This window comes from Nocardioides rotundus (assembly GCF_019931675.1).
Lineage (GTDB): Bacteria > Actinomycetota > Actinomycetes > Propionibacteriales > Nocardioidaceae > Nocardioides > Nocardioides rotundus.
This window is the reverse complement of record NZ_CP082922.1, coordinates 3,047,098-3,070,693: the sequence shown is the minus strand read 5'-3', so window position 1 is coordinate 3,070,693 and position 23,596 is coordinate 3,047,098. Positions and strand designations below refer to the sequence as shown.

General features: G+C 68.9%; 24 protein-coding genes and 1 pseudogene. 15 read left to right on the top strand and 10 right to left on the bottom strand.

The window, feature by feature from the left end:
• The 4 genes from K8W59_RS15160 to ispF are packed head-to-tail and all read right to left on the bottom strand — an operon-like array spanning position 1 to position 2,853.
• A complete protein-coding gene (locus tag K8W59_RS15160) occupies positions 1-693 on the bottom strand; it encodes an IspD/TarI family cytidylyltransferase (RefSeq protein ID WP_223395371.1) in 693 nt (230 codons plus the stop codon).
• Positions 690-1,460, bottom strand: a complete 771-nt coding sequence (locus tag K8W59_RS15155) for an E3 ubiquitin ligase family protein (RefSeq protein ID WP_223395369.1) — start codon at positions 1,458-1,460, stop codon at positions 690-692. The genes K8W59_RS15160 and K8W59_RS15155 overlap by 4 nt, the downstream gene beginning before the upstream one ends.
• Entirely contained in the window at positions 1,457-2,374 is a 918-nt protein-coding gene (locus tag K8W59_RS15150; protein ID WP_223395367.1) for an alpha/beta fold hydrolase, read from the bottom strand. The genes K8W59_RS15155 and K8W59_RS15150 overlap by 4 nt, the downstream gene beginning before the upstream one ends.
• Positions 2,371-2,853 (bottom strand): 2-C-methyl-D-erythritol 2,4-cyclodiphosphate synthase, encoded by a 483-nt coding sequence (gene ispF, locus K8W59_RS15145; RefSeq protein ID WP_397195926.1) that lies wholly within the window; start codon positions 2,851-2,853, stop codon positions 2,371-2,373. Before ispF ends, K8W59_RS15150 begins: the two co-directional genes overlap by 4 nt.
• 32 nt (positions 2,854-2,885) lie before the next feature.
• Here ispF and K8W59_RS20235 point away from each other — a divergent pair, with 32 nt between their 5' ends.
• The 6 genes from K8W59_RS20235 (at position 2,886) to K8W59_RS15115 (ending at position 9,787) form a co-directional block, all read left to right on the top strand.
• Positions 2,886-4,541, top strand: coding sequence for a molybdopterin-dependent oxidoreductase (locus K8W59_RS20235; protein WP_263283252.1), 1,656 nt, complete (start codon positions 2,886-2,888; stop codon positions 4,539-4,541).
• A 55-nt stretch (positions 4,542-4,596) separates the two neighbouring features.
• Positions 4,597-5,985, top strand: coding sequence for a cysteine--tRNA ligase (gene cysS / locus K8W59_RS15135; RefSeq protein WP_223395365.1), 1,389 nt, complete (start codon positions 4,597-4,599; stop codon positions 5,983-5,985).
• Positions 5,985-6,941, top strand: coding sequence for a 23S rRNA (guanosine(2251)-2'-O)-methyltransferase RlmB (gene rlmB, locus K8W59_RS15130; RefSeq protein ID WP_223395363.1), 957 nt, complete (start codon positions 5,985-5,987; stop codon positions 6,939-6,941). Before cysS ends, rlmB begins: the two co-directional genes overlap by 1 nt.
• Positions 6,942-6,943: 2 nt before the next feature.
• On the top strand, positions 6,944-8,431 hold the full coding sequence (locus tag K8W59_RS15125) for a metallophosphoesterase family protein (RefSeq protein ID WP_223395354.1): 1,488 nt from the start codon (positions 6,944-6,946) through the stop codon (positions 8,429-8,431).
• A gap of 228 nt (positions 8,432-8,659) precedes the next feature.
• Complete coding sequence (locus K8W59_RS15120; RefSeq protein ID WP_223395352.1) at positions 8,660-9,352, top strand: recombinase family protein; 693 nt, start codon at positions 8,660-8,662, stop codon at positions 9,350-9,352.
• A 9-nt stretch (positions 9,353-9,361) separates the two neighbouring features.
• On the top strand, positions 9,362-9,787 hold the full coding sequence (locus K8W59_RS15115; protein WP_223395341.1) for a hypothetical protein: 426 nt from the start codon (positions 9,362-9,364) through the stop codon (positions 9,785-9,787).
• Between the two features lie 281 nt (positions 9,788-10,068).
• Here K8W59_RS15115 and K8W59_RS15110 read toward each other — a convergent pair.
• Positions 10,069-11,513, bottom strand: a pseudogene (locus K8W59_RS15110) (IS1380 family transposase).
• Between the two features lie 49 nt (positions 11,514-11,562).
• Between K8W59_RS15110 and K8W59_RS15105 the strand changes: the two are divergent.
• The gene (locus tag K8W59_RS15105; RefSeq protein ID WP_317846330.1) at positions 11,563-12,549 is read left to right on the top strand and encodes a DUF4917 family protein; all 987 of its coding nucleotides are present in this window, start codon (positions 11,563-11,565) and stop codon (positions 12,547-12,549) included.
• A 98-nt stretch (positions 12,550-12,647) separates the two neighbouring features.
• On the opposite strand, the gene K8W59_RS15100 is transcribed toward K8W59_RS15105, so the two are convergent.
• Complete coding sequence (locus tag K8W59_RS15100; protein WP_223395340.1) at positions 12,648-12,920, bottom strand: hypothetical protein; 273 nt, start codon at positions 12,918-12,920, stop codon at positions 12,648-12,650.
• A 360-nt stretch (positions 12,921-13,280) separates the two neighbouring features.
• Here K8W59_RS15100 and K8W59_RS15095 point away from each other — a divergent pair, with 360 nt between their 5' ends.
• The 5 genes from K8W59_RS15095 (at position 13,281) to K8W59_RS15075 (ending at position 15,980) form a co-directional block, all read left to right on the top strand.
• Entirely contained in the window at positions 13,281-14,303 is a 1,023-nt protein-coding gene (locus K8W59_RS15095) for a hypothetical protein (protein ID WP_223395338.1), read from the top strand.
• A gap of 170 nt (positions 14,304-14,473) precedes the next feature.
• Positions 14,474-14,806, top strand: coding sequence for a hypothetical protein (locus K8W59_RS15090; protein ID WP_223395336.1), 333 nt, complete (start codon positions 14,474-14,476; stop codon positions 14,804-14,806).
• A gap of 4 nt (positions 14,807-14,810) precedes the next feature.
• Entirely contained in the window at positions 14,811-15,419 is a 609-nt protein-coding gene (locus K8W59_RS15085; protein WP_223395334.1) for a hypothetical protein, read from the top strand.
• Positions 15,420-15,600: 181 nt separating this feature from the next.
• The gene (locus K8W59_RS15080; protein WP_223395332.1) at positions 15,601-15,822 is read left to right on the top strand and encodes a hypothetical protein; all 222 of its coding nucleotides are present in this window, start codon (positions 15,601-15,603) and stop codon (positions 15,820-15,822) included.
• Entirely contained in the window at positions 15,819-15,980 is a 162-nt protein-coding gene (locus K8W59_RS15075; protein WP_223395330.1) for a hypothetical protein, read from the top strand. The genes K8W59_RS15080 and K8W59_RS15075 overlap by 4 nt, the downstream gene beginning before the upstream one ends.
• Before the next feature lie 54 nt (positions 15,981-16,034).
• Here K8W59_RS15075 and K8W59_RS15070 read toward each other — a convergent pair whose 3' ends face one another.
• Entirely contained in the window at positions 16,035-16,211 is a 177-nt protein-coding gene (locus tag K8W59_RS15070) for a hypothetical protein (protein WP_223395328.1), read from the bottom strand.
• A 494-nt stretch (positions 16,212-16,705) separates the two neighbouring features.
• On the opposite strand from K8W59_RS15070, the gene K8W59_RS15065 reads away from it, so the two are divergent.
• The 3 genes from K8W59_RS15065 (at position 16,706) to K8W59_RS15055 (ending at position 19,211) form a co-directional block, all read left to right on the top strand.
• Positions 16,706-17,470: a DUF5343 domain-containing protein gene (locus K8W59_RS15065; protein ID WP_223395326.1), complete on the top strand. Its 765-nt coding sequence runs from the start codon at positions 16,706-16,708 to the stop codon at positions 17,468-17,470.
• Positions 17,471-17,739: 269 nt separating this feature from the next.
• Complete coding sequence (locus K8W59_RS15060; protein WP_223395324.1) at positions 17,740-17,901, top strand: hypothetical protein; 162 nt, start codon at positions 17,740-17,742, stop codon at positions 17,899-17,901.
• A gap of 176 nt (positions 17,902-18,077) precedes the next feature.
• Complete coding sequence (locus K8W59_RS15055) at positions 18,078-19,211, top strand: hypothetical protein (RefSeq protein ID WP_223395322.1); 1,134 nt, start codon at positions 18,078-18,080, stop codon at positions 19,209-19,211.
• 157 nt (positions 19,212-19,368) lie between these two features.
• On the opposite strand, the gene K8W59_RS15050 is transcribed toward K8W59_RS15055, so the two are convergent.
• From K8W59_RS15050 to K8W59_RS15040, 3 genes are read right to left on the bottom strand one after another with little or no spacing between them, the layout of a single operon-like run.
• Positions 19,369-20,367: a DUF4365 domain-containing protein gene (locus K8W59_RS15050; RefSeq protein ID WP_223395320.1), complete on the bottom strand. Its 999-nt coding sequence runs from the start codon at positions 20,365-20,367 to the stop codon at positions 19,369-19,371.
• 21 nt (positions 20,368-20,388) lie between these two features.
• On the bottom strand, positions 20,389-21,372 hold the full coding sequence (locus K8W59_RS15045; protein ID WP_223395318.1) for an HNH endonuclease: 984 nt from the start codon (positions 21,370-21,372) through the stop codon (positions 20,389-20,391).
• A 59-nt stretch (positions 21,373-21,431) separates the two neighbouring features.
• Positions 21,432-22,823, bottom strand: a complete 1,392-nt coding sequence (locus tag K8W59_RS15040) for a hypothetical protein (RefSeq protein WP_223395309.1) — start codon at positions 22,821-22,823, stop codon at positions 21,432-21,434.
• Positions 22,824-23,596 lie beyond the last annotated feature (773 nt).

Sequence of the window (23,596 nt, the reverse complement as noted above, 5' to 3'; positions counted from 1 at the left end):
TCAGCCGTCGAGCAGCGCCGCGGCGATCTCCAGGTCCTCGGGCCAGGTGACCTTGAGGTTGGTGGCGGTCGAGGGGACCGCCGCGATCTCCAGCCCGGGGGAGTATCGCTCCAGGCAGGCGGCGGTGTCGGTGCCGTCGAAGTCGTCCCGCGCTGCGAGGGAGTAGGCCTCCAGCAGGGGCCCGGCGCGGAAGGCCTGCGGGGTCTGCACCGCTCCGAGCGCCCCCTCGGCCCGGCCGCCGTCGCGGGTGAGCAGCCCCGCGACCGGGACGACCGGGATCGCGCCCCCTCGCTCGCGTGCGGCGGCGATGACCTCGTCGAACAGTACGGCGGACGCCAGCGGCCGCGCGCCGTCGTGGATCGCGATCACGTCCACCTCGCCCCGCTCGACCATCGGCGCGAGCACGGCCAACGCCGCCTGCTCGGAGTCGTGGCGCGTCTCCCCGCCGGCGACGACCAGCACCTCGTCGTCCTCGGCCAGGTGCGGCGCCACCGCCTCGGTGACCTCGGTCTCCTCGCCGGGGCGCACCACCAGGACCACCGGGCCCGCGTCGGGCACGGCCAGCGCCGTACGCAGCGACCGGGCCAGCACGGGCACGCCGCCCAGCGGCAGCAGCACCTTGTTGATCTCCGCACCCACGCGTCGGCCGGCGCCGGCGCCGAGCACCACGATCGCGGCACGGCCGGCCTTCATCCGAGCACCCCCCACAGCGCCAGGCCTCCGGCGATCAGGGCCGAGATCGTGGCGAGCACGCGGTGGACCAGGATCCCCTCCCGATGATGCTGGGCGATCGCGTCGCGGCCTCGGGCGTCCAGCACCATCTCCCGGCCGTCCGCGGGCTCGCGCACCTCCACCCGGCCCTCCGCGACGGCCTCCCCCACGACGAGCAGCGGCGAGCCGACCGGCAGCACCCACTCCTCGCACTGATGCCCGAGGAAGACCTCGAAGCCGGCGTTCTCCGCGAGCAGCCGCCGGAAGTATCGCCCGCGGGTCACCTCACGGCCGTCGGGTGGCTGAAGCTCCGCGAGCACCTGTGGGGCCTCGGACACCCGGCCGGACGGCACCACCGGGATCGCTCCCTCGGCATCGCGGAGCAGGAACGGTGCCCGGGAGCTCTCGTCCCGCACGACCACTTCGCGTCCCCGGCGACGGGCGGTGCCCTCGCCCGTGTCCACCTTGCGGCGGTATCGAGCAGCGACCCGCGCGTGGAACCAGACGCACTCGGTGCCCGTGAGCGGGGAGCGCAGCGGCCCACCCTCGCCGGGCTCGACCCGGCCGGTCAGCTCCACCAGGGCGCGGGGCGCACCGGTGCCGGCGACCGTCGTCGAGCCGAGGACCTCGCGGGTGTCGGTGGCCGGCGCCGCGGCCAACTGGTCGGCGGCCCGGCGGATGCCCCGGGCGCGCACCAAAAAGAAGCCGGTGGCGAAGACGAAGAACCCGGCCCAGGCGAAGGTGGTCATGCCTCCGGTCTACCGGTGGCGGTGTCCGCCCGCAACGCGTTCTCCACAAGCCCGATGAGCTGGTCGGAGACGAGCCGGTTGCGCTCCAGCGGCAGCATGTGGCCGGCACCGGGGGCGACCAGCAGGCGGGCGCTGCCGATCGAGGCGGCGATCCGTCGGGCGTGGTCGGGCGGGGTGAGGAGGTCGCGGTCCCCGACGAGTACGACGACCGGCAGGCCGTCGTACGCCGTCAGGTCGGCGAGCCGGTCGTGGTGCATCAGGTCCTCGTAGAACCCGCGCATCGTGGCCGGCGGGCAGTTGATCACCTGGTCGACGAGCAGCCCCGCGTCGCGCGGGCGCATCGGCTCGCCGAAGAGGAACCTCTGCACCACGAACCGCTCGATCGCCGGGGTCTGGCGGCGCTGCTTGCGGGAGAGCAGCTTGGCCCGCGCGCCCAGGACGCGGGGGATCTGGCCCTTGAGGAGCGGGCCGAGCTCCGGCAGCCCGAGCGTCACCTCCGAGAGCCGGCCCGAGGAGGTGGAGGTGAAGAGCACGGCCCGCGTCCGCTCGACCAGGTCCGGCCGCAGCTGGGGCAGGGTCATCAGGGTCATGCCGCCGATGGAGTGGCCGGCGAGCACGAGCGGACCCCGCGGGGCGAAGGCGTCGACCACCGCGCCGAGGTCGCGTCCGAGGTTCTCCACCGTGCAGGCCGAGCGCGGCGCGGCGTCGGACCGCCCGTGGCCGCGCTGGTCCCAGGTCAGCACCCGGACGCCGTGGCCGTAGCGGTCGAGCAGGTCCTGGACCTGGTAGTGCCAGTCCTCCGCGTCCGCGGCCCAGCAGTGGGCGAGGACGACCGTGAGCGGCGCGTCCTCGTCGCCGTGGACCTGCGCCTTGAGGGTCAGGCCGTCGTGGGTGGTGACCTCCGCGGCGGTCATCGGGCCACCACCAGCGCCGTAGCGACCGCGGCGACCCCCTCGCCCCGGCCGGTCAGGCCGAGCCCGTCGGTGGTCGTGGCCGAGAGCGCGACCGGCGCGCCGACCGCCGCGCTCATCGCCTCCTGGGCCTCGTCGCGGCGCGCCGCCATCCGCGGCTGCTCGCCGATGACCTGGACGGCCACGTTGCCGACGTCGAAGCCGGCCTCGTCGAGGCGCCGTACCGTCTCGGCCAGCAGCGCCGCCCCCGACGCGCCCGCCCACTCCGGCTCGCCGGTGCCGAAGTGCCGGCCCAGGTCGCCGAGGCCGGCGGCGGAGAGGAGGGCGTCGCAGGCCGCGTGGGCGGCGACGTCGGCGTCGGAGTGACCCTCCAGGCCGACGGGAGAGTCCGGCCAGGCGAGGCAGGCCAGGTGCAGGGGGGCCCCGGGTGTCAGGCGGTGTACGTCGGTCCCGATGCCGACGCGAGGGAGAAGGTGGTTCACCCGATGCATCATGCCTGAGCGACAATCGGGGCATGGACCCGTCTCGCGACTCGCGCGGCCTGTGGGCCCTGGCGGGGTTGGTCGCCGGGGCCGCGGGGCTGGCGACCAGCTACGCCGCCGGGCTGGCGCTCACCGTGCGCCAGTCGCCGGTGGTGGCGGTCGCGGAGTGGATCGTCGCGCTCACCCCCGGCCCCGTCGTGCGGCTGGCGATCCGGGTCCTCGGATTCCTGGACAAGCCGCTGCTGATCGGCGGGATCCTGCTCGTGCTGGGGATCGCGTTCGCCGCTGCCGGCGTGCTGGCGAGGCGGCGCCCGTGGGCCGCGGTGGGGGTGTACGCCGTCCTCGCGCTGCTCGGCTTCGTCGCCGTGGTCTCCCGCCCCGGCTTCCGGAGCCTGGACCTGGTGCCGCTCCTCGTCGGGGTCCTCACCTGGCTCGGGGTGATGACCTGGCTCACCCGGTCCCTCTCCGCCGACTCGGCGCTAGTTCACCCCGAGTCGGCGCAGGTTGACCGCGAGTCGGCGTCAATTAACGCCGACTCGACGTCAAGAAGCGCCGACTGGGGGTCAAGAAGCGCCGACTCGGCGGGAAGGGGGTGTGGGGGGAGTGGGGGGAGTGCTGGGAGTGGCCGACGGACGTTCCTGATCCGGGCGGGCGTGGTGGCCCTGCTGGCGGCGGGGGTCGGCGCGACCGGGCGGCTCCTGGGGGCCGGGCGGCGCACGGTCGAGGCGTCCCGGCGCCTGCTGCGCCTGGAGGGGGTCAGCGAGCCCGTGGTCCCCGACGGGGTCCAGCTGGGGCTGAAGGGGATCACCCCGTGGCAGACGCCGGACGAGCGCTTCTACCTCATCCACACGGCCATCGCGGTGCCCACGATCGACCCCGCGCAGTGGAGGCTGCGCGTGCACGGAATGGTCGAGCGCGAGCTGCTGCTCAGCTACGACGACCTCCTCGCGCGCCGGTTCAGCGAGGCCTGGATCACCCTCAACTGCGTGTCCAACCCGGTGGGCGGCGAGCTGGTCGGCAACGCCTGGTGGAGCGGCGTACCGATCCGGGAGATCCTCGAGGAGGCCGGCGTGAAGGCGGGCGCCGACGCGATCCTGCAGACCTCGGAGGACGGCTGGACCTGCGGCACCCCGCTGGAGACGGTGACCGACCCGCAGCGGCAGGCGATGCTCGCCGTGGGCATGAACGGCCGGGCCCTGCCGATCGAGCACGGCTTTCCGGTCCGGATGATCGTTCCCGGTCTCTACGGCTTCGTCTCCGCGACCAAGTGGCTGGTCGACATCGAGGTGACCCGGTTCCGCGACTTCGAGGCCTACTGGACCCCGCGCGGCTGGTCCGAGCGCGGCCCGGTCAAGACCGCCTCGCGGATCGACGTACCCACCGCCGACTCCACCGTCCCCGCCGGACCGCTCCGGGTGGGCGGCGTCGCCTGGCACCAGCACTCGGGCATCACCGGCGTCCAGGTGAAGCTCGACGGCGGCCCCTGGCACGACGCCGAGCTCGGCTCGGTGCTGAGCGTGGACACCTGGGTGCAGTGGGCCGCCACCCTCGACGTACCCCCCGGCGACCACACCCTGCAGGTCCGGGCGAAGGACGGCGCGGGCGTCTGGCAGACGCCGGTCGAGCGGGACGTGGCTCCCGACGGCGCCACCGGATGGCACACGATCGCGTTCTCCGCCGAGGAGTGAGGCGGCCCGGTCCGCGAGTGTGGCTCACCGACCGCGCGCCCCTAGACTTCGCGGAGTGAACCTGAGGCTCCATGACACCGCGACCCGCGACGTCCGCGACTTCGTCCCGCTCGAGCCGGGCAAGGTCGGGATGTACGTCTGCGGGCTCACGGTGCAGAGCGAGCCGCACGTCGGGCACGTGCGCGCCTACGTCAACTTCGACGTGCTGCGGCGCTGGCTGACGGCGCAGGGGTACGACGTCACCTACATCCGCAACGTCACCGACATCGACGACAAGATCCTCGCCAAGGCGGCCGAGCAGGGCCGCCCGTGGTTCGAGCTGGGCCAGTCGATGAAGCGCGAGCTGGACAAGGCACTGGCGAGCATCAACGTGGCTCCGCCGACCTACGAGCCGGCCGCGACCGGGCACGTCCCGGAGATCGTCGAGCTGATCCAGCAGCTGATCGAGCGCGGGCACGCCTACGCCGCCGACGACGGGTCCGGCGACGTCTACTTCGACGTGCGCTCCTGGCCGGAGTACGGCGAGCTCACCCGGCAGCGGGTCGAGGACATGGAGCCCGCCGGCGACGCGGACCCGCGCGGCAAGCGCGACCCGCGCGACTTCGCGCTGTGGAAGGGCCATAAGAAGGAGCTCGAGCCCGCGACCGCGTCCTGGCCGAGCCCCTGGGGCCCGGGCCGCCCGGGCTGGCACATCGAGTGCTCGGCGATGGCGGGGAAGTACCTCGGCCCCGCCTTCGACATCCACGGCGGCGGCGTGGACCTGCGCTTCCCCCACCACGAGAACGAGCAGGCGCAGTCCCGCGCCGCCGGGCGCCCGTTCGCGTCGTACTGGCTGCACAACGCCTGGGTCACGACCTCGGGGGAGAAGATGAGCAAGTCGCTGGGCAACAGCCTGCTCGTCCCGAACGTGCTGGAGCGCTACCGCGGCGTGGAGCTGCGCTACTACCTGGTCGCCGCGCACTACCGCAGCCACATCGAGTTCAGCTTCGAGGCGCTGGACGAGGCCGCGGCGGCGTTCCGCCGGATCGAGACCTTCCTCGAGCGCGCCGGCGACGTCGAGGCCGCGGCCGAGGTGCCGCCCGGCTTCGCGGCCGCGATGAACGACGACCTCGGCACGCCGGCCGCGGTCGCCGTACTCCACGACACGGTGCGGGCGGGCAACAAGGCGCTGGGCGAGGGCGGCGACTCGAAGGAGTACGCCGCCGCCGCGCGAGCGATGCTGCAGGTGCTGGGCCTGGACCCGGCCGACCCCGCGTGGGGCGCGCCCGTCGGCGGCGACGCGCTGGAGCCGGTTGTCGACGCGCTGGTGCGCGGCCTGCTGGAGCAGCGCACCCAGGCGCGGGCGGACAAGGACTGGGGTCGCGCGGACGCGATCCGGGACCAGCTGACGGCGGCCGGGATCAGCATCGAGGACACCCCCGACGGCCCGAAGTGGAGCGTGTGATGGCCGGCAACTCCCAGCGACGCGGAGCGATCCGCAAGACCAGCAAGAAGCCCACCGCGGGCAGCGGCGGCCGGGTCCGGCGCGGCCTGGAGGGCAAGGGCCCCACGCCGAAGGCGAAGGACCGCCCGAACCACAAGGCGTATGCGGCCAAGAAGCGCGCGGAGAAGGAGCAGGCCAAGCGGCCCCAGCGCAAGCCGCGCGGCACCGACGCCGAGTGGGTCGCCGGCCGCAACTCCGTGGTCGAGGCGCTGCGCGCGGGGGTGCCGATCAACGGGCTCTACGTCGCCGAGGGCGCCGAGCGGGACGGGCGGCTGCGCGAGGCCTTCAAGCTGGCCGCCGAGTCGGGCGTGCGGCTGCTCGAGGTGCCCCGGCACGAGCTGGACCGGATGACCGGCGGCGCGGTCCACCAGGGGCTGGCGGCGCGGATCCCCGCCTACGACTACGCCCACGCCGACGACCTGCTCGCCCGTGCGGAGGAGTACGGCGAGCCGCCGCTGATCGTCGCCCTGGACTCGGTCACCGACCCCCGCAACCTGGGCGCCGTGGTGCGCTCGGCGTCCGGGTTCGGCGCGCACGGGGTGCTGGTGCCCGAGCGCCGCGCGGCCGGGATGACCGCCTCCGCGTGGAAGACCTCCGCGGGCGCGGCCGCCCGGATCCCGGTGGCGCAGACGGTCAACCTGGTGCGCCAGCTGAAGGCATATCAGGACGCCGGCTGCATGGTGGTCGGGCTGGCCGCCGACGGTGACGTGACCCTGCCCGAGCTGGCCAGTTCCGACGGTCTCGGCACCGGGCCGCTGGTGCTGGTCGTCGGCTCCGAGGGCGAGGGCCTGGGCCGGCTGGTCTCCGAGACGTGCGACCAGCTGGTCAGCATCCCGATGGCCAACCAGCTGGAGTCGCTGAACGCCGGCGTGGCCGCCGCGGTCGCGCTCTACGCGGTCTCGCAGGCGCGCGCCTGAGCATGGCGGCTGCTCGACGGGTCGCCGCCGTGGTGGCCGGCCTGCTGGTGTGGGCGGTGACGGCCGTCGCCGTCGGCGGCTGGCTCTTCGTGCACGAGAGCCGGGAGATCGTGCTGGCCACCCACGACGCCCGGGTCTCGCCGCTGCTGGGCGAGCATGCCGTCGTGCGCACCGGGCCGGTCCTGCCGGACGTCCGGCTGCCCGCGGACGGGCCGGTGGGGGTCGAGATCACCCTGGACAAGACCAACGCGTCCACGCTCGGGGAGCTGCTCAACCGCTACGCCTTCATCGCCTCCCAGCCCGACGGCCAGGTCGCCAAGGTGCGCGAGACCGTCGAGGACATGGCGGTCGATGCGGCGCTCGGCGGCGCGCTCGCCGGGCTGGTCCCGATCGGGCTGTGGCTGCTGGTCGGGCGCCGGCGCCGCCGGGAGCTGGTGCGGGGGCACCGGCTGGTCGCGGTGGTGACCGTGGTGGGGGTGACGGCCGCCGGAGGCGCCGTACTCCTGCGGCCGTGGGTGACGCCGGAGCAGACGGTCGAGCCGACCCGGTGGACGACGCTGTCGGACTTCACCGGGCTGCCGGTGCCGGACGAGCTCGCGCGGGTCGAGGTGAGCGGCGACGTCCTGACCCGGCAGACCAAGCGGCTGGTGGGCAGCGCGATCAACACCTACGACAAGAGCAAGGTGTTCTACGAGCGCGCCACCGAGCGCGCGGCCGACCTCGACCTGCGCGAGCCCGCCGAGGACGAGACGGTGGTGCTGCTGGTCTCGGACCGGCACGACAACGTGGGGATGGACCGGGTCGCGCGGGCGATCGCGGACCGGGCCGGCGCCACCGCGGTCTTCGACGCCGGCGACGACACCTCGACCGGGCGGCCGTGGGAGGCGTTCAGCCTCGACTCGGTGACCGAGGCGTTCGAGGACTGGCCGCGCTGGTCGGTGGTCGGCAATCATGACCAGGGCGACTTCGTCGGCGACTACATGGACCGCCTGGGCTGGACGCGGCTGGAGGGCGAGGTGGTCGACGGGCCGGGTGGTACGACGATCCTCGGCGTCGACGACCCGCGCGCCTCCGGCCTCGGCGACTGGCGCGACGAGACCGGGCTGACCTTCGACGAGGTGGCCGACCGGGTGACCGAGACCGCGTGCGCGGCCGAGGAGCCGGTGACCACGATCCTGGTGCACGACACCGACCTGGGTCGGGAGGCCGTACGGCGCGGCTGCGCCCGCCTGGTCGTCGGCGGCCACACGCATGTGGCCCGCGGGCCCGTCGCGATCGCGGGCCCGGAGGACGCCCAGGGGTGGGAGATCGTCAACGGCACCACCGGCGGGGCGGCGTACGCCATCGCGACCGGCTCCAAGCCCCGCCGGCCGGCCGTGGTCACGCTGTTGACCTATCGCGACGGCGCGCCCGTCGGGTCGCAGTTCGTCACCCTGCAGACCGACGGGTCGTGGGATGTCGGCGAGTACGCGTCGATGTCCGTGGAGTGAGCCCGGGGCTTGGCCGATGCGCGTCGTACCGAACGGTAGGCACCAGGCGCCCACGCGAACCGAACAGTAAGCACCTCCTCAGCGTTGAGAAGGTGCCTACTGTTCGGTACGACGAACGCGGCCTGCCTTGCCCGGACCGTGTGGGTTCGGTGCCATCAGATGACTCCGATCCCACACGGTCGGCCTAGGTTCTCCCCGGTTGCCCGTGGCAGGACGACAGGAGACGACATGCGAGCCGTGGGGTACGTGCGCATCAGCAAGGCTGACCGTGACAAGACCGAGGACGAGCAGCGGCTGTCACTGCGCCAGCAGGAGGGCGAGGTGCGCCGGGCCTGCGAGACCAAGGGCTGGGACCTGCTTCGGATCGTGGAGGACTTCGCCCTCTCCGGCAACGACGACGACCGGCCCGGCTTCACCGAGGTCGCCGCGCTGGTTGATGCCGGGGAAGCCGAGGTGGTCGTGGTGCGCCACGTAGACCGGCTGTACCGCAAGGGCTGGCGCTTGCTCCAGCTCGTGGACCCCGTGGCCGAAGGTGGCGCAGGCTGGAACGTCTACTCGGTGCAGCAGGCGTTCGACACAACGACGCCCGAGGGTTGGTTCGCCTTCGCGCAGTTCGCGCTCTTCGGCGACTACGAGCGCCGGGTCATCGGCAAGCGGACGTCCGCGGCACTGGCCCAGCTTCGCGCAGAGGGCAGGCACACCGGTCGTCCGTCGCTCATCCCGATCGAGATCGAGGACCACATCGCTGGGCTGCACGCCTCCGGCCTCTCGGCCTCCGCCGTTGCTCGTCAGCTCATGAAGGAGGGAGTCCGCCGCCCGGTGAAGGACGACCGCTCAGGTACCGTCCGTGAGGTCGAGACGTGGACCTACGAGCACGTGCTCGCCGCCGTACGCCGGGCCGAGGTCCGCAGGCTCGTCTAATCTCAGTACATGCAGCGGCCCCGCGAGATGCAGCACCCTCCGGCTATCTGGGTGCCCGTCCGAGGTCGTGCCCAGGTCATCCTTCCCTTCGATCCGGCGAACACGCGAGCCAACCCACTGTGGCTGCGAGAGGTGCTCGGCAGCCGGATCCAGATCAGGCACGTCGGCGGCGGAGTCTGGGAAGTCGTCCGCGATCACGCCGACGCACTACTCGCCGCGTGTGTCGAGCGATTCGGTCCTGGGGAGACGACCGTCATCACGGACGCGGCGCAGCAGCAGAAGTGCGGACCCCTTTGTCAGAACGGCAACCCGGAGAACGCGCTCCACTGCCAGTGTCAGTGCGGCGGGGCGAACCACGGCGGCGTCGGTGGCTGGAACCTGTACGGAGAGTTCGCGATCCAGACCGACGTCATGAGGCGCGTCTTCACGGTGTGAGCTGCGGATAGCCTTAGCGCCCGGAGAATCAACGACACGGGGGACGCAATGGGTGAGCCGATAGACGCCGATCTCGAGGACTGGGCCGACCTCTCGTCCAAGGATTGGCCCACCCTGCTGCTAGGGAACGGACTTAGCCCGGATCCACCGATGAGCTTGGTGGTAATCGCGTGATCCGGATCGCCGTGGGGTGAGCGGCTGTGGGCGTGGGGATCTGCCGGACCTTGCTGTCCGGGTCGTCCTTTGGTCCTCGGGTCGCGCAGCGGTGGCTGCTGGGTGGGTCAGGCCGCGAGGCCGGGCGGCGGGTCGCTGACCCGGTCGAACAGGGCGGTCCAGGCGTTCTCCCAGGGCCAGGCTTGGGGCAGGTGCAGGGTGATCCGGCGCGCTGAGGTCGCTACCCTCGCGGGCACGGTGATCAGCTTGCGTCGGATCGTCGCGGTGGTCGCCCGTGCCAGGTCTGGTGCGGCGAGGGTGCCTGCGGCGCGGGTGAGGTTGAACGCGATAACGGCGAGCACCAGCCAGGCGGCGTTGGCGGTGAACACTCCGGACGGCAGGTGGGCCAGCGCGGATCCTTTGAGGTCGGCGTGGACCTGCTCGATGACGGCGTGATGGCGGTGGGTCTTGTCCGCCGCGACGGTGTCCAGGAGCACGGGGTCGGCGGTGGTGAAGAACGCGTGGAAGCGCCACACGTCGAACAGGGTGTCCTGGCCGGCTGCCTTGTTCTTCTCGGCGTTGAAGTCGGGGATCCGACGCACCACCAGCCGCCCGGGCACCTGCTCGGACTTCTTCTGCGCGGCGAAGGCGGTGAAGGGAATCTCGGCGACCTCGGCGCGAGAGATCCACTTCTGCGAGGTTTCGTCGAAGACGGCGTCGGTGTACTCGATGGTGGTCCACGCGTCGTGGCCGATTGTGGCGATCGCTTTCTTGACGGCCTTGTCCATCCGCACCGTGACCGACACATCGGCGCCGCCGACCAGGGCGGCGTGGACTGGTCCGCGGCCGTAGAACGCCGAGTCCATCCGGACCAAGACCAGCTGACCCGTGCCGAGCAGTCGCGCCGGGCGGTCCTCACCGCGTCGCCGACCAGCCGCTTCGCGCCGCGTGGCGACCCCGCCGCGCCCTTGCGGAGCCGCTGGGCCACGATCACCGGCGCCGTCGTCGCGGTCGTGAGCGTGGCCAGCAGTGCGTTGAGCCCGCGCACACCGGAGTAGCCGAACCCGGCGCCCTGCTTGGAGTGGCCGTGGACCTCGATGATCGTGTCGTCGACGTCGAGCAACGCGTACCCGGCACCGGCTCCTGACTCCTCGGTGCCGGCGCCAAGACCGGTCCCGGCGCCCAGGAGCCGGGTGAGTCCGGCCACCGCGATCAGGAACCTCGATGCGACTGCGTCGAGCTGACGAACGTGGCCGAAGGTGAACGCTCGCAGGAACGAGCCCAACGTCGAGGGCGCGTAGGCGCGGGCGAAAACCCGGCCCATCCCGCCGTGCCGCAGCAGCGCCATGTCATCGATCGAGTCCGCGCCGGCGACCATCCCACCGACGAGCGAGGCGACCTTCAGTCCGGCGTTCGCGCCCTTGTGCGTGGGCACCGTGAGGTGGGTATCAGCCAGATCCCGCAGCCCACCACGGTCGGCCAACGCGAGCACCGGGACCAGGCCGCCAGTCGACACGAGATTCGGATCATCGAAGGCTGCCGACGTCGCTCGAACCGTGTGAGAGAGTTTCATCCCAGAGATGCCCTTGCTGCCGGTGTGAATCTTTGCCTGAAGAACTCAGATTCTCCTGCCCTGCAAGGGCATTCTCGTTCTACGCCACGCTCACGTCACCAAACTCATCGGTGGATCCGGGCTTAGCATCAACCTCTGGTCGGGATTCCAGTACGACAGCCTGTACAACAGTGCGTCGTTGACTCCCGCGGCGCAGGCCATCTTCACGGAACTGGGGACGACCAACTTCGAGCAGTGCCTGGAGTGCCTGCATCACGCGAACATCGCCCTCCGTGCGTTGCAGGAATCGACCGGCAAGGTTGATCAGACCTACGCAGAAGTAAGAGACGCCCTCTTCGAGACCGTGAGCGACGTACACGTCCCTTGGGGGGTCTTCCCTCAGCCGACGCACGACCTGTTGGCGGAGACCATGAACGGGCACAAGGCGGTGTTCACCACCAGCTACGACCTGTGCCTCTATTGGAGCCACCTGCAGACCGGGAAGCGCGTGAACATCGTCGACTTCTTCTGGGCAGCCGGTCACCAGTTTGATGACGCGGACACTGTCGTGCGGAGTTCCAATGCCACTCGCGTCTACTACCTACACGGCGGCCTCCACCTCTGGCAGGACGACCTGACAGGAGACAACGGAAAGTGGACGTCAGCGGATGGTCGTCTCCTCAGCATCAAGTCCAAGTACGGCCCGACGTCCACTCGCCGCCCCCTCTTCGTTAGCGAAGGCACTTCAGCGGCCAAGTCGCGAACCATCCGGCAGTCGACTTACCTCACGTTCTGTCTCGAAGAACTGCGTGCCGATGATCGCCCGACGGTGCTGTTCGGTCAGTCGCTTGCCGCCCAAGACGATCACATCGCGGAAGCCCTGAACGAAGGTCCTCGCAGGAGAATTGCCGTATCGATGTACCCCACGGGTGACGACAACGCGATCATCTCGGAGAAGGCACGCATCCTGAAGCGATTGCCGAACCACAAGGTGAGGTTCTTCGACTCAACGACGCATCCAGTCGGGGCCTCCGCGCTTCGAATCACAGCGCCCTGACCCGCGAGCCCATGCTCGGCACGCGAGACAGGCCCTCTCCCAGCCGAACACCGGGCGCGGCCCCGATCTACCAGCCCCGGTGCTCCGAGGCTGCCGAGTCAGGTCAGGACGATGGTGACCACGATCGCGATGATTGAGGCCACGGCTGCGATGCCGGCCAACACGACGCCCGCCTGAGTCCAGCGGAGCATCTGTCGCTCGCGGACCTCCGCGGCTTCCGCCGTGGCAACGGCGTGCTCGACCAACTGCTCGATGAGTTCCCGGGACTGACGCGCCGCCCGCGCCGACTCCTCAGACGACCTCGCCGTGCTCTGCATGTTCTGGCGGTCGATCATCTCCCCAGTCGGGAAGTAGCGGTACGGGTCGCTCATGCATCAAGAATCCCATGAGACACCGACAGACATCCGTCACGCGCCGCGCCGGGCCGAGCGGCTAGCCGGACCGGTTCCGACCAGGTATCGTTGACGTTGTCAACTAGTCTGTTGGCAGGCGGACTTCTCAGTCCCGACGCCCCAGTGAGGGCAACTCCATTCCGGATTCCTCACTAGGAGCACACCCATGAATCTCACGAGCCAGAAGTCGGCGCTTCTCGCCGCTGGCGACGTCCGAGGCCTCATCGGCATCAACCACGGCATCTACGGCGACATGCAGATGATGGCGCGGGCTACAGCGCCCGCGCCGACGTCCTGCGGACCGCCGACGGTCGCGACCTGCGCGAGCTGTTCCAGGAGTTGGAGCAGGTCGCCGGGCTCGCCAACGAGTCCCGCCAGCGCTTCGTCGACCTGTTCACCTACCCGGTCACCTCCGCCGTCACGTCCGTCCTCCAGACCCTCGGCGCGGGCCCGAAGTTCGAGGACGCGTCGGAGTACGGCGTCCCGAAGTCCAGCCGGGCCGCGCACGCGACGCTCGACATGGGCGCGCCGTTCAAGTGGTACGACGTCGGCTGGCGCGCCACCTGGCAGTACCTGGCCGACGCCACCGAGGCGGAGATCGCGGCCAACGCGCCCGCCATCGTCGCTGCCGACGAGGACAACGTCTTCAACAAGGTGATGGGCACGATCTTCCGGAACACCAACCGGACCGTGCTCGACAAGAAGTCGAACGCGACCTACAGCGTCCTGGCGTTCGCCAACGGCGACGGCTGGACCCCGCCGGACTACGAGGGCAACTCGTTCCCCGGCGACCACACGCACTACCGGACCTCGGGTGCTGCGGTCGTGACGTCGGCCGACCTGGACGAGATCATCGCGGACTTCAAGTCCCACGGCTACGCCCAGGAGAACGGCTCGCAGATCGTCATCTTCGTCAACGCCTCGGAGGGCGACGTCGTCTCCGGCTTCCGGGTGGCGAGCGGCGCCAAGGCCGACTTCATCCCGAGCCATGGCCAGTCGTTCTTCGCCACGGACGGCGACCTCGTCGGCCAGCAGGCCGCTGCAACCTTCGCGGGCTTCCCGGTCAGGGGCTCGTACGACGAGGCGATCATCATCGAGTCGACGCGCATCCCGGCGGGCTGCGTGGTCGGCCTGGCGTCCGGCGGAAGCCTGGCCCCGTCCAACCCGATCATGTTCCGCCAGCACGCGAACCCGGCCCTGCAGGGCCTCCGGATCGTGGGCGGGGCGAAGCCGGATTACCCCCTCCAGGACAGCTACTGGGTTCGAGGCTTCGGTACCGGCGTCCGCCACCGTCTCGCCGGCATGGTCATCCAGGTCACCGCGAACGCGAACTACGCGCCTCCGGCCCTGTACGTCGCCTGACCCTTCTCACGGGTGGAAGAACGCCGGTCCGGCGGGGGTTCCGTGACCTCCCTCGCCGGACCGGCAGCAGCCAGGTCACGCAAGGTCACGACACGGAGGTACCGATGCACATGTCAGCGATGGAAGACGCCGAGGCCCTTGTGCCTTGGTGTGCACCCAACGAGGCCGCTTTGGCCGACGAGAAGACCAGCGAGGCGGTGCTCCGGGCGCTCGGCGGGCCGGTCCCCGACGACTGCGCCGTGGGCGTCCCGCTGCTCCGGTTCGCCACTGAGGGCGTCCCGGCCATGCCGCTCTTGGAGGCCGTGCTGGAGGATCCGCTCCCTCGGCACGACTCCCAGTCGTGTGACCGCTGCGGGAACGACAAGCGGTCGATCAACGATCGGCTCTGGATTCCGTCCGGGGCGTCCGTCGTGGTCTTCGCGCTGTGCTGGTCCTGCCGGGTGCTCGCCTACGACCGGCCCGTCAAGCGGCCCGGCGTCGTCTCCTCGCTCGTCTGGTCCTGAGCCGATGGGCCACCGGAACAAGGTCACCCACTCGGAGGACTGGTGGGAGTTGCTCGCGCCGCCGACTGTCGTCCGGTGCGAGGGTCACTACAAGTCCGGTGGGCGCTGCAAGCGAGAGGCGATCCCCGGCGGCAACGTCTGCGCCCATCACGGCGGTGCGGCTGGCCACGTCAGAGCGGTTGCTGCTGCTCGGATCGGGAACGCCGCCGACGACATGGTCAAGCGGCTCCAGGCCTGGCTGGACGACCCCGCCGTGGAGATGCGCGACAAGGTGAAGATCGCCCAAGACATGCTCGACCGGGCCGGACTCAACGCAACCGAGAAGCACATCATCGGTGTGGGTGAGATCGACCCGGTGGAGAAGCTGTTCCGCGACCTGCTCGCGGACCCTGCGGCCCTCGCCCCGGCGCAGCCCGTGCAGCACGTTCCGGACCCGCAGTTCGAGGCCTACAACCGGGCCGCACTGGAGGCGTACGGCGGTGACGAGGACTCCGCCGACATCGTTGACGCGGAGGTGGTCGAGGACTCTGAGTCGGCGGCCAGCACCGAGACGATGCGGACGACGCCTCCGCCCCACATCCGGCGCGACCTCGAGCGGCTGGGCGTGCTGTGAGCCGGGGTCCGGCGTACGGCAGCAGGCAGGTTCCGACCAAGCTGTGCCCGACATGCGGCGACAGGTTTTCACGCAAGTGGGACTGGACGAGCACGTCCGGGTCGGCGACCACTCACGGCTGGCCGTGCGCTGGACCAAGCCGAGGCAGCCCGAGGAGCCCGATCGACGGCCTACGAGCCCCGTGCCCTCAGCGACGCCCACCCGCAAGCCCTACCGGCTCTCAGAGGCCGGGCTTCGGGCGCTGCGCATCAGCGGCGCGAAGACCGGCAAGGCCGTGGCCGCTCTCAACAACTCCCGACGTCGCCGCTGCGACGGATGCGGCATGGTCACGACCCCGGCGGCTCTGGGCGCCCACCAGAAACACTCCGGGCACACCGGCTGGACGGAGGTTCGGGCCGCATGAGTGACCGCCCGCTCCGCGCCTGCCCGGTGAAGGGCTGTCCGTGGCGCCGGCCGGAGCCGGACGCCTGCCCGGTGCACGAGGACGCGGGCCAGTCGCAGATAAGGAAGCTGATGATGCGCGGCGACGTCGCCCAACGGCGGCAGACGCGCCACCGCTGACTCCCTCGTCCGCCGGGTCGGCCCGCCTTCGCCGCTCTCCCCGGCGGACGAGGGTCACATCTCCTCGGCCAGCGCGAGGGCGTAGCAGGCCCAGGTCTCACACAGCCGGCTGATCGCCTCGGCCAGCAGGTCCGCCTCGTCGGCGTCGACCCGGCCCTCGACCACCTGCATGCCCAGCAGCCGGTCTACGGCTTCGCGGCTCTCCTGCACAGTGCCGTAGTCGGCGCTCATCTCTTGTCCTCCCGGTTGTCGCGTGCCGACCGAGCACAGCACAACTTCAGCCAGAGACCGCGAGTCCTGTGGAGGGCGCCAGAACTCCGGGGTCGGGTCCTCATCTGTGGTATGAGCGGCCCAGATTGGGAGCGCAGGCGATCCGGTGGGGCGGACACCCGATCGGGAAGCAGAAGAAGCCTGGCTTCCGTACTGTTCAGGGGAACAGGACGGTCACGCCACTCCGTCGTACGGCACGCGTTTCTACCAGTTGGTGTTCCCAACGCTGGGACGCATTCTCCGGTATTCCGGTGCTCCGTACCCCCTCTGACCTGCGGATACGCGGATCTACGGCAATACCGTATTGCCACCGAACGGAAAACCGCAGGAACGTCGCGGCGCTAAGCCTGTGTACACCCGGAAGGTTTGCGCTTGATCCGGAACGCGAGGTGTGAGACGCTTCTCGCACACGGGGAGCAGTATCCGCATCGAGACCGTGGGAGAGGAGGTCCGCAGTGACCAGCGAGGAGACCGAGGAGGTCGTGGAGACGACCACCGACAGCAGCACCGGAGCCGCCCGCATCACGGCGGCTCCCTACATGCCCGGCAAGACCTTCACGAACATGTTCGAGAAGTACGCCACCGACGGCCTGCCGGACGTCTTCGACATCTCGTTCTTCGGCAACATCTCGGGCAGCACCATCGCCCAGATCCGCAGCACGATGCGGTACTTCGACCTCATCGACGACCAGTACGTCCCGACCGACCTGATGAAGGAGTTGGTCGGCACCGACGAGGAGACCCGCAAGGGCCTGCTCAAGATGATGGTCGAGGAGAAGTACCCCGACGCGCTCGGCCTCAGCCAGAACGCCACAAGCGGTCAGCTCGCCAAGGTGTTCAACGAGCGCGGGCTCACCGGCGCGACCGTCGACAAGGCGATCTCGTTCTACCTCCACATGCTCGACTACCTGAGCATCCCGTACAGCAGCCACTTCAAGAAGCGCCGCCCGTCCTCCAACGGTGGGGCGCGTCGTCGCGCTGCCAAGAAGGCGGCGGAGCCGACGCCGCCCCCGGTGCACACCCCGGTCAAGCCGAAGGTGAGCACCGAGGAGGAGCAGAAGGCCGCGTACGTCCAGACGCTGCTCGACCTCGCCAAGAAGGACGGGGCCGACGCCGACCTCCAGGACCGGATCTTCGACCGGATCGAGAAGGCCCTGGGCATCGGCGGCGGGCCGGCAGCACCCACCACCACGGGAGGTGGGACCACAGACTCGCCCTGAGAGGAATGCCGGGGTCCAAACCCGCTCCAACCTTACAGGGAAGTCGGCACGGAGAGAGCGCACTCGGTGTCGGCGATCAGGCCGGTGGCGTCTTGCTTTGACGGGCGGGCGTCACCGGCCACCTTTTCCGTGGCCTGGGCACATGGTAGCCGAGGGCACCGACTGACGGGAACTCCTCGGTCGCGCGAGCCTAAGTGGTGGTTTGGCACCGGCTTGTACTCAGGCCGGCAAGACCACCATGCTCAACTGCCTGGCCGCGGCGCGACCGGGTGATCAGCGCGGAGGAGGTCTTCGAGCTGCGGTTCCCGCATCCGGACTGGGTGCCGATGCAGACCCGCCAGTCCGGGTTGGAGGGGACCGGCGAGATCAAGCTGCGCGACCTGGTCAAGGAGGCGCTGCGCAGACACACAGGTCCAGTTGTCGCACGATGAGGGATGGCCACACGTGCGCTTCGCACGCAACAGCTGTTGCTCCAGAAGATGTCGGTCCCTGCGGATAGTGTCAGGCCGACCGTGAGACGACCCGACTTGGAGGGGTGCCCGTGTGGGGCTCCGAACGACGATTGCAGGACTATATGCGCGGACGCCTACAGAACGCGCTTGGTGAGTTGGCCAAGATCGATCCTGACGTCATCCTCAGTGAGAACGTCGATGTGCTTGTCGAGAGCCTCCTTGGAAAGTACCTGCCAGTCGAGATTCGGGTGGACTGGGACGGGGCGACGCGAACACCGGTCACTGAGGTGACCACACAGGTGAGGGATCAGTTTCACACCGACGAGATCTACACGGTTCCCGCGAGCAAGGTCGTCGTTACCTTTCCGATCTCTGGAACGACCGAGATGCTCGACTACCAAGCTTCAACGTTCAGCGTCAGCGGGAAGTACGGCAAGGTCTCCGGCGGCAGCGTCGTCGTCGAGATCGTCGAGCGAAGCCTCAACGCTGACACCATCCGCCGTCAGGTCGACCAAGTGAAGCAGGACATCGAGAAGCGCGTCGGTTGGGCGAACGGTGACCTGGCGGCCTTCCGGTCTGAGGCCGAGCGGTCCATCCGAGGCACCATCGCGAGTCGCAAGGAGCGCATCCTCAACGACCGTGAGGTCGAGGAGGCCCTCGGAATCCCCGTGCGTACATCGGGCGTCCAGCGTCCTCCCGTTCCCGCCCGGCGGAAACAAGTCACCCTGCAGACCCGAAGGGCTCAGGCGGGTTTCGTGCCGGAACCAGTGCTCGAAGAGGCTCTCTACCAGGACGTCCTCGACGCCGTTCGGGCGTGGGCGACTTCCTTGGAGCGGACCCCAGGGACAGCAGCCAAACTCGACGAGGAGGAGCTTCGAGATCTACTCCTCGGCAACCTCAACACGTACTGGCAAGGCGCCGCCGGGGGCGAGCTCTTCAACGGCAGCGGTAAGACCGACATCTTGATCCGACACGGTGACCGGAACGCCTTCATTGCCGAATGCAAGATCTGGCGTGGGCCTAAGGGCGTCGGCGAGGCCATCGACCAACTGCTGAGTTACCTGGTTTGGCGTGACAGCAAGTCGGCACTGATCATGTTCATCAAGACCGCCGACCCGTCGGCGACGATCGAGAAACTCCACGCTGCCGTGGAGGAGCACCCGAAGCACACCCTCACCAAGGGCGGTGCTGACCCGACCCGCCGCATGGACTACATCATCACGGCCGACGACGAGGGGCGACGTGTGTCGCTAGCGGTAATGCCGGTTGTCATCCGACCTGACTCATAAGCAGGGGGGCTGCTGTGCTCCCACCCGTCGGCGGCGTCGAAGCGTGGGAGCAACTCGCTCGACTGCGATGCCCTTGTCGCCACCGCTCGCCCTGGCGGAGATGGTGGTGGCGCGAAAGCGGCTCAAGGCATCAGGATCGTCCGCTCGGATCCCACGATCAGTCGGGCTTGCTTCTGTTGATCTCCTTCTGGACGGCATTAATGCGGCGCTGCCTAACGGACACCTCGTCCACGCCACTCACGTTGTAGAGCATCTGAACGAACCGCTCTTGGATCGCGCGTGAATATGGTTGAAGTTCTTCTGGTTCTTTCTGTGGTAGGCCATCGTCGATATGGCGGATGGCATCTCTCACGGCTCGCCCACGTTCTGTTAGCGGGACAATGAATTTTCCGACCATCTCTCGCTCGAGCATGGCCTGACGCCAAGAGCCGTAGTCGACTCGAGCAAGGTCGTGACGGACTAGGAATGCGACGTAGTTGTCGACGAACGCGAACTCGTGTTCACCGATGCCAAAGGCCGGAGGATCCCAGTCGGCTGAAAGGACGTGGAGTACCTCGTGTAGAACGTCCATCGAGAAATATAGCGAGTTTGCGAGGTCGGTCAGTCCTTGTGTAAAGAGATAGAGAATGCACAACCCTTGCGCAGCAGCGTCGGGTCGCGCCATATCGCCGAGAATCTCGTCGACAGGGGTCGCCCCTGACGGCAGAGGTCCCGCGCAATGCAGGGCACTCACCACACCGTCGGTATTTAGCGCCTGAGCGCGTGGCACTTGGATTGCAGCCTGGCCCGGCCGAACGCGCAAAGCTTCCCGAGCATCGACCCAGATGGTCTCTTTCGTCGCTGGGTTATGTAGGACGAGGATCACCGGCAGAGGGTGCTCGCCCCAGTAGGTCCGATGTTTCGATTCCGGATAGAACGGGACGTGAGTATCCGTCGCGTTTGCGAACCGCGACTCGCCACTCTTCACCTGAACAGCGATGAGCCGCCCCGGTGCGTTGCCGCTTGCATCGACGTACTCCACGTGCCCGTCGATGCCGATGTCCCGCTGAAGAACTTCACGCCAGACGCAGTGAGCCCTGTTTACGACAGTCGCAACGTGGTTGACCCCCTCGCGTTCGACGAAGTCGGATTCCTGAACCTTTGGGAAGTCGGTCATGTTCGCTCCGGGCTCTAGCGGTCAGGCGCCGAACCGCTGCGCGCGAAGTTGGGCGGGGCTGATGATCGGCCGGTGCTTGTGCATAACTCGATGGCACGTCGGGCAGACAAGCGCGAGGTCGGCCATGGTCGTGACGCTTTCGCCGATCTTATGGAGTGGCACGACGTGGTGGACGTCAATGACCCCCTCGACGCCGTAAGCCTCTGAGGACTCGAAGTCGCACACCTCGCATGCGAGACGGCCGGTCTTCTTGTGGACGGCTGCCTTCTTCTTGGCCACGAGCTTGCGGTCCCTCTCGTATCGGCGGTGCTCGCGGAACAGGATGCGACCCTCGGGAGCCTCGTACTCCTCTTCTTCACCCGTGTCCTCGGGGGCTTCGTCCGTCTCGCCGCGAGCGCGGATCAGGGCGACGGCTTGTGCGAGCTCCTCCGCTCGGTGCGCCCAGTCCTCCCAGACCCGTCGGTCTCCGGCGCCGCCGTGGCCCATGCCTCGCCCCGCGTGTTCCGGGTCGATGGACGAGAAGTTGTGAAGCTTGAGAGCGACGCCTGACGGGTTGCGGAAGCGCGGGTTGGCCCGCACGTTGTCCGAGAAGATCCGCAGCGAGCGGAGTTCGGAGCTGAGGTCGGTGACGACCTTGACCGTCGGGCTGTACGAGACGACGCCGCGAGTGCGCAAGTACAGGTCAAGCGCGAGCATCAACTCGTCGATGGACCAGTCCGGCAGACTCGCGGGGCGGGTGACCTCGAAGCCGAGCTTCTCGAGCCGGGTCGCCACTGTGCTGTCGCCGCCGGAGAACTCGCCAGCAGTCAGGAGGGCTCCGCGCTCGTACAGGTGCGCGACGCCCGCGATGGCTTTCGAGTCGTAGCGTTTGCCGTCGACGACGACGAAGTAGTCCCGGGCAGGGTGGAAGCCGTACTCGTCGAGGAACGCATCGCGGCCTCGCTCATCGAACTCGGCGATCGCCCTTCGCACAGCGTTCGGGTCAGTCAGGTCAGCAAGAGCCATGACGGGAACCTAACCGTCAGTTCGACAACATGCGACGAGCCACGGCCTCGGCCGTCGCTCTATGCCAGCCCGGTCTTCTGCTCTAGATACTTGATGAGCAAGGGGGTTCCGATCTCCTCGGCTTTCCTGCCGACTCTAGCCAGGAACGCTTTCAGTTTGCCAGCCGCGGCGAGCCGCGAGCCCTGCTGAGCATCGGGGTCTTCGAGCTCGTGAAGGCTCGAGGTCAGTTCGGCGCGCTCTCGCTCACCAAATCGCTCGATGAGTTCGAGAATCTGACGGGCGTCGGGTCCAAAGTTGACCGAGCCCTGCATCTCTTGGGTGACTACTCCGTGCACGGTCGAGATGACCTGAGGCTTGTAAACGATCGTCACGCTCTGCGACTGCTCCGGACGTACGGCTTCAGCGGTGAGGGCCGACGTAAGCGTTCGATCGTTAGGCACGAGCCCGTCCACCCAAGAGGTGAGTTCAGCAGTGCTCGGGATCTGCTCCTCCTCTCCCAACTCCGACAACTCATTCTCGAGGCGATGTCTGATGGACAACAGCTTCGCCTCGCGCTCCTGCCGGAGGTCGCGGCGCAGCCGATTGACCTCCTTCGAGAATCGGCGGATTAGGTCAGGGATCGCCGCCGCCGAGGTCCCCGCGTCCCGAAGCATGAGGGCGGCCGCCTGTGGGTCGTCGCCGCAGAGTTCCAGGAACTGTGAGAAGTCTTCGAAGCCGAGGTACGAGCCCGACTCCCCGTCGGACGGCGAGTCGACGTAGAACTCGAACACTTGACCGTGACCGGTGTGGTAGCCGTCCTGTCGCACCCGCTCACCCTTGACGCGGCTGAGCCAGTCTCGAAAAAGGCTTAGCAACTTGTCCGCTTCCTGGGCCCAGAGCCGACATGAGGGTACGTACAACCTGAAGACGAGGTTGTTCTCGGACTGCTCGACGAACGTGCTCGTCAGGACGGAGAGCTCGGCGTTCGTCTTGTACAGCATGAGGTTCAGCCCGTACTGCTCAATCGCCGCCAGGAAGAACTCTCTCGCCTCTGGGGCGGCAGGGGCGAAGCCGCTACGTCGGTACTCCGTCTCGATTACCTCGGGGTCGTCCGAGTCGACCTCGCCTTGGATGGACCCGGCCGCTCCGTCCTCATCAACGGAAAGCACCTCTTCGTGGACTAGCAGCAGGTGTCGCTTCTTTGCCAGGGCCTGGAACAGCTGCTCCGTGGCCTCTGCATAGCGCGAGGTACGCATCGAGGTGAGATCCCTGGACGTCAGCTTGATAATCGCCCCGGTGGCGTCTGGGGAAGCGATGTGCTCCGCAGTACTGGTCCAGTTGGCAGGCTTCGAGTTGAGGGACTTAGCGACGTAGTAGATGCCGGTCGCCTGCAGCCGACTCGTTGCCGCGTCAGACCGATAACTCCCAACGATGACGAAGAACTTGGACCCAGGACCCACTTCCCGTTCCATCAAGTCCACGCCTTCCCGGTGCGCTTCTGTCCAGTCGAGCGATCCTACGGGACCCGGAGGTTGCTCGATCGATCTCGACGGCTGACGACGCCAGTCGAGCCCTCGAGCCGGACGTACTCGATGAGGGCTGCCCGGACGATGTCGGCGACGGTCTCGACGTTTACCGCTACCTTCTCCTGGGCTGCCTACCAGACCTCGTCGGGGACCCGGACGGCACCGCATCTTGGTCGCTGCCCGATTGTCCTTCCGAGTGTCGCGCTCGGTCATGCGGCCATCGTCCCCGATACGGCAGTGCCTGGTGATGACGGACGCTCTCCGCATCTTCGTTCATCCTGGCCACTCCATACTTGGCCACGAACGCCCCCGGGGGTGAGCCCACTCGCGCTCGGAACGTAGCATCTGGGCACGGCGCCGCCACAGGTGGGGGCACGCGGTCATGACCATGCCGAAGGAGCCTGACCCGGTAGCCCGGACACCTGATCTGTAGCGATGATCGGTGCAGGAAGGAGTCCATGAAATGCCTGCACCACGGTGAGGGCGTGCGGCGCCTCAGGCCGACGGGTCGCCGGCTCCGGGGCGCAGCCGCTGTCAGCGCAGCTCAAACCAGTCCCGGGCCCGCTGATCGCGCGCCGGGCGCCGGGCGCCGTACCGAACGGTAGGCACCAGGCGCCCGCGCAAACCGAAGAGTAGGCACCTCCCCGGCGCTGAGAAGGTGCCTACTGTTGGGTACGACGAACGCGGGTGGGCGTGCCTCCTCGCCCACGATAGGACGG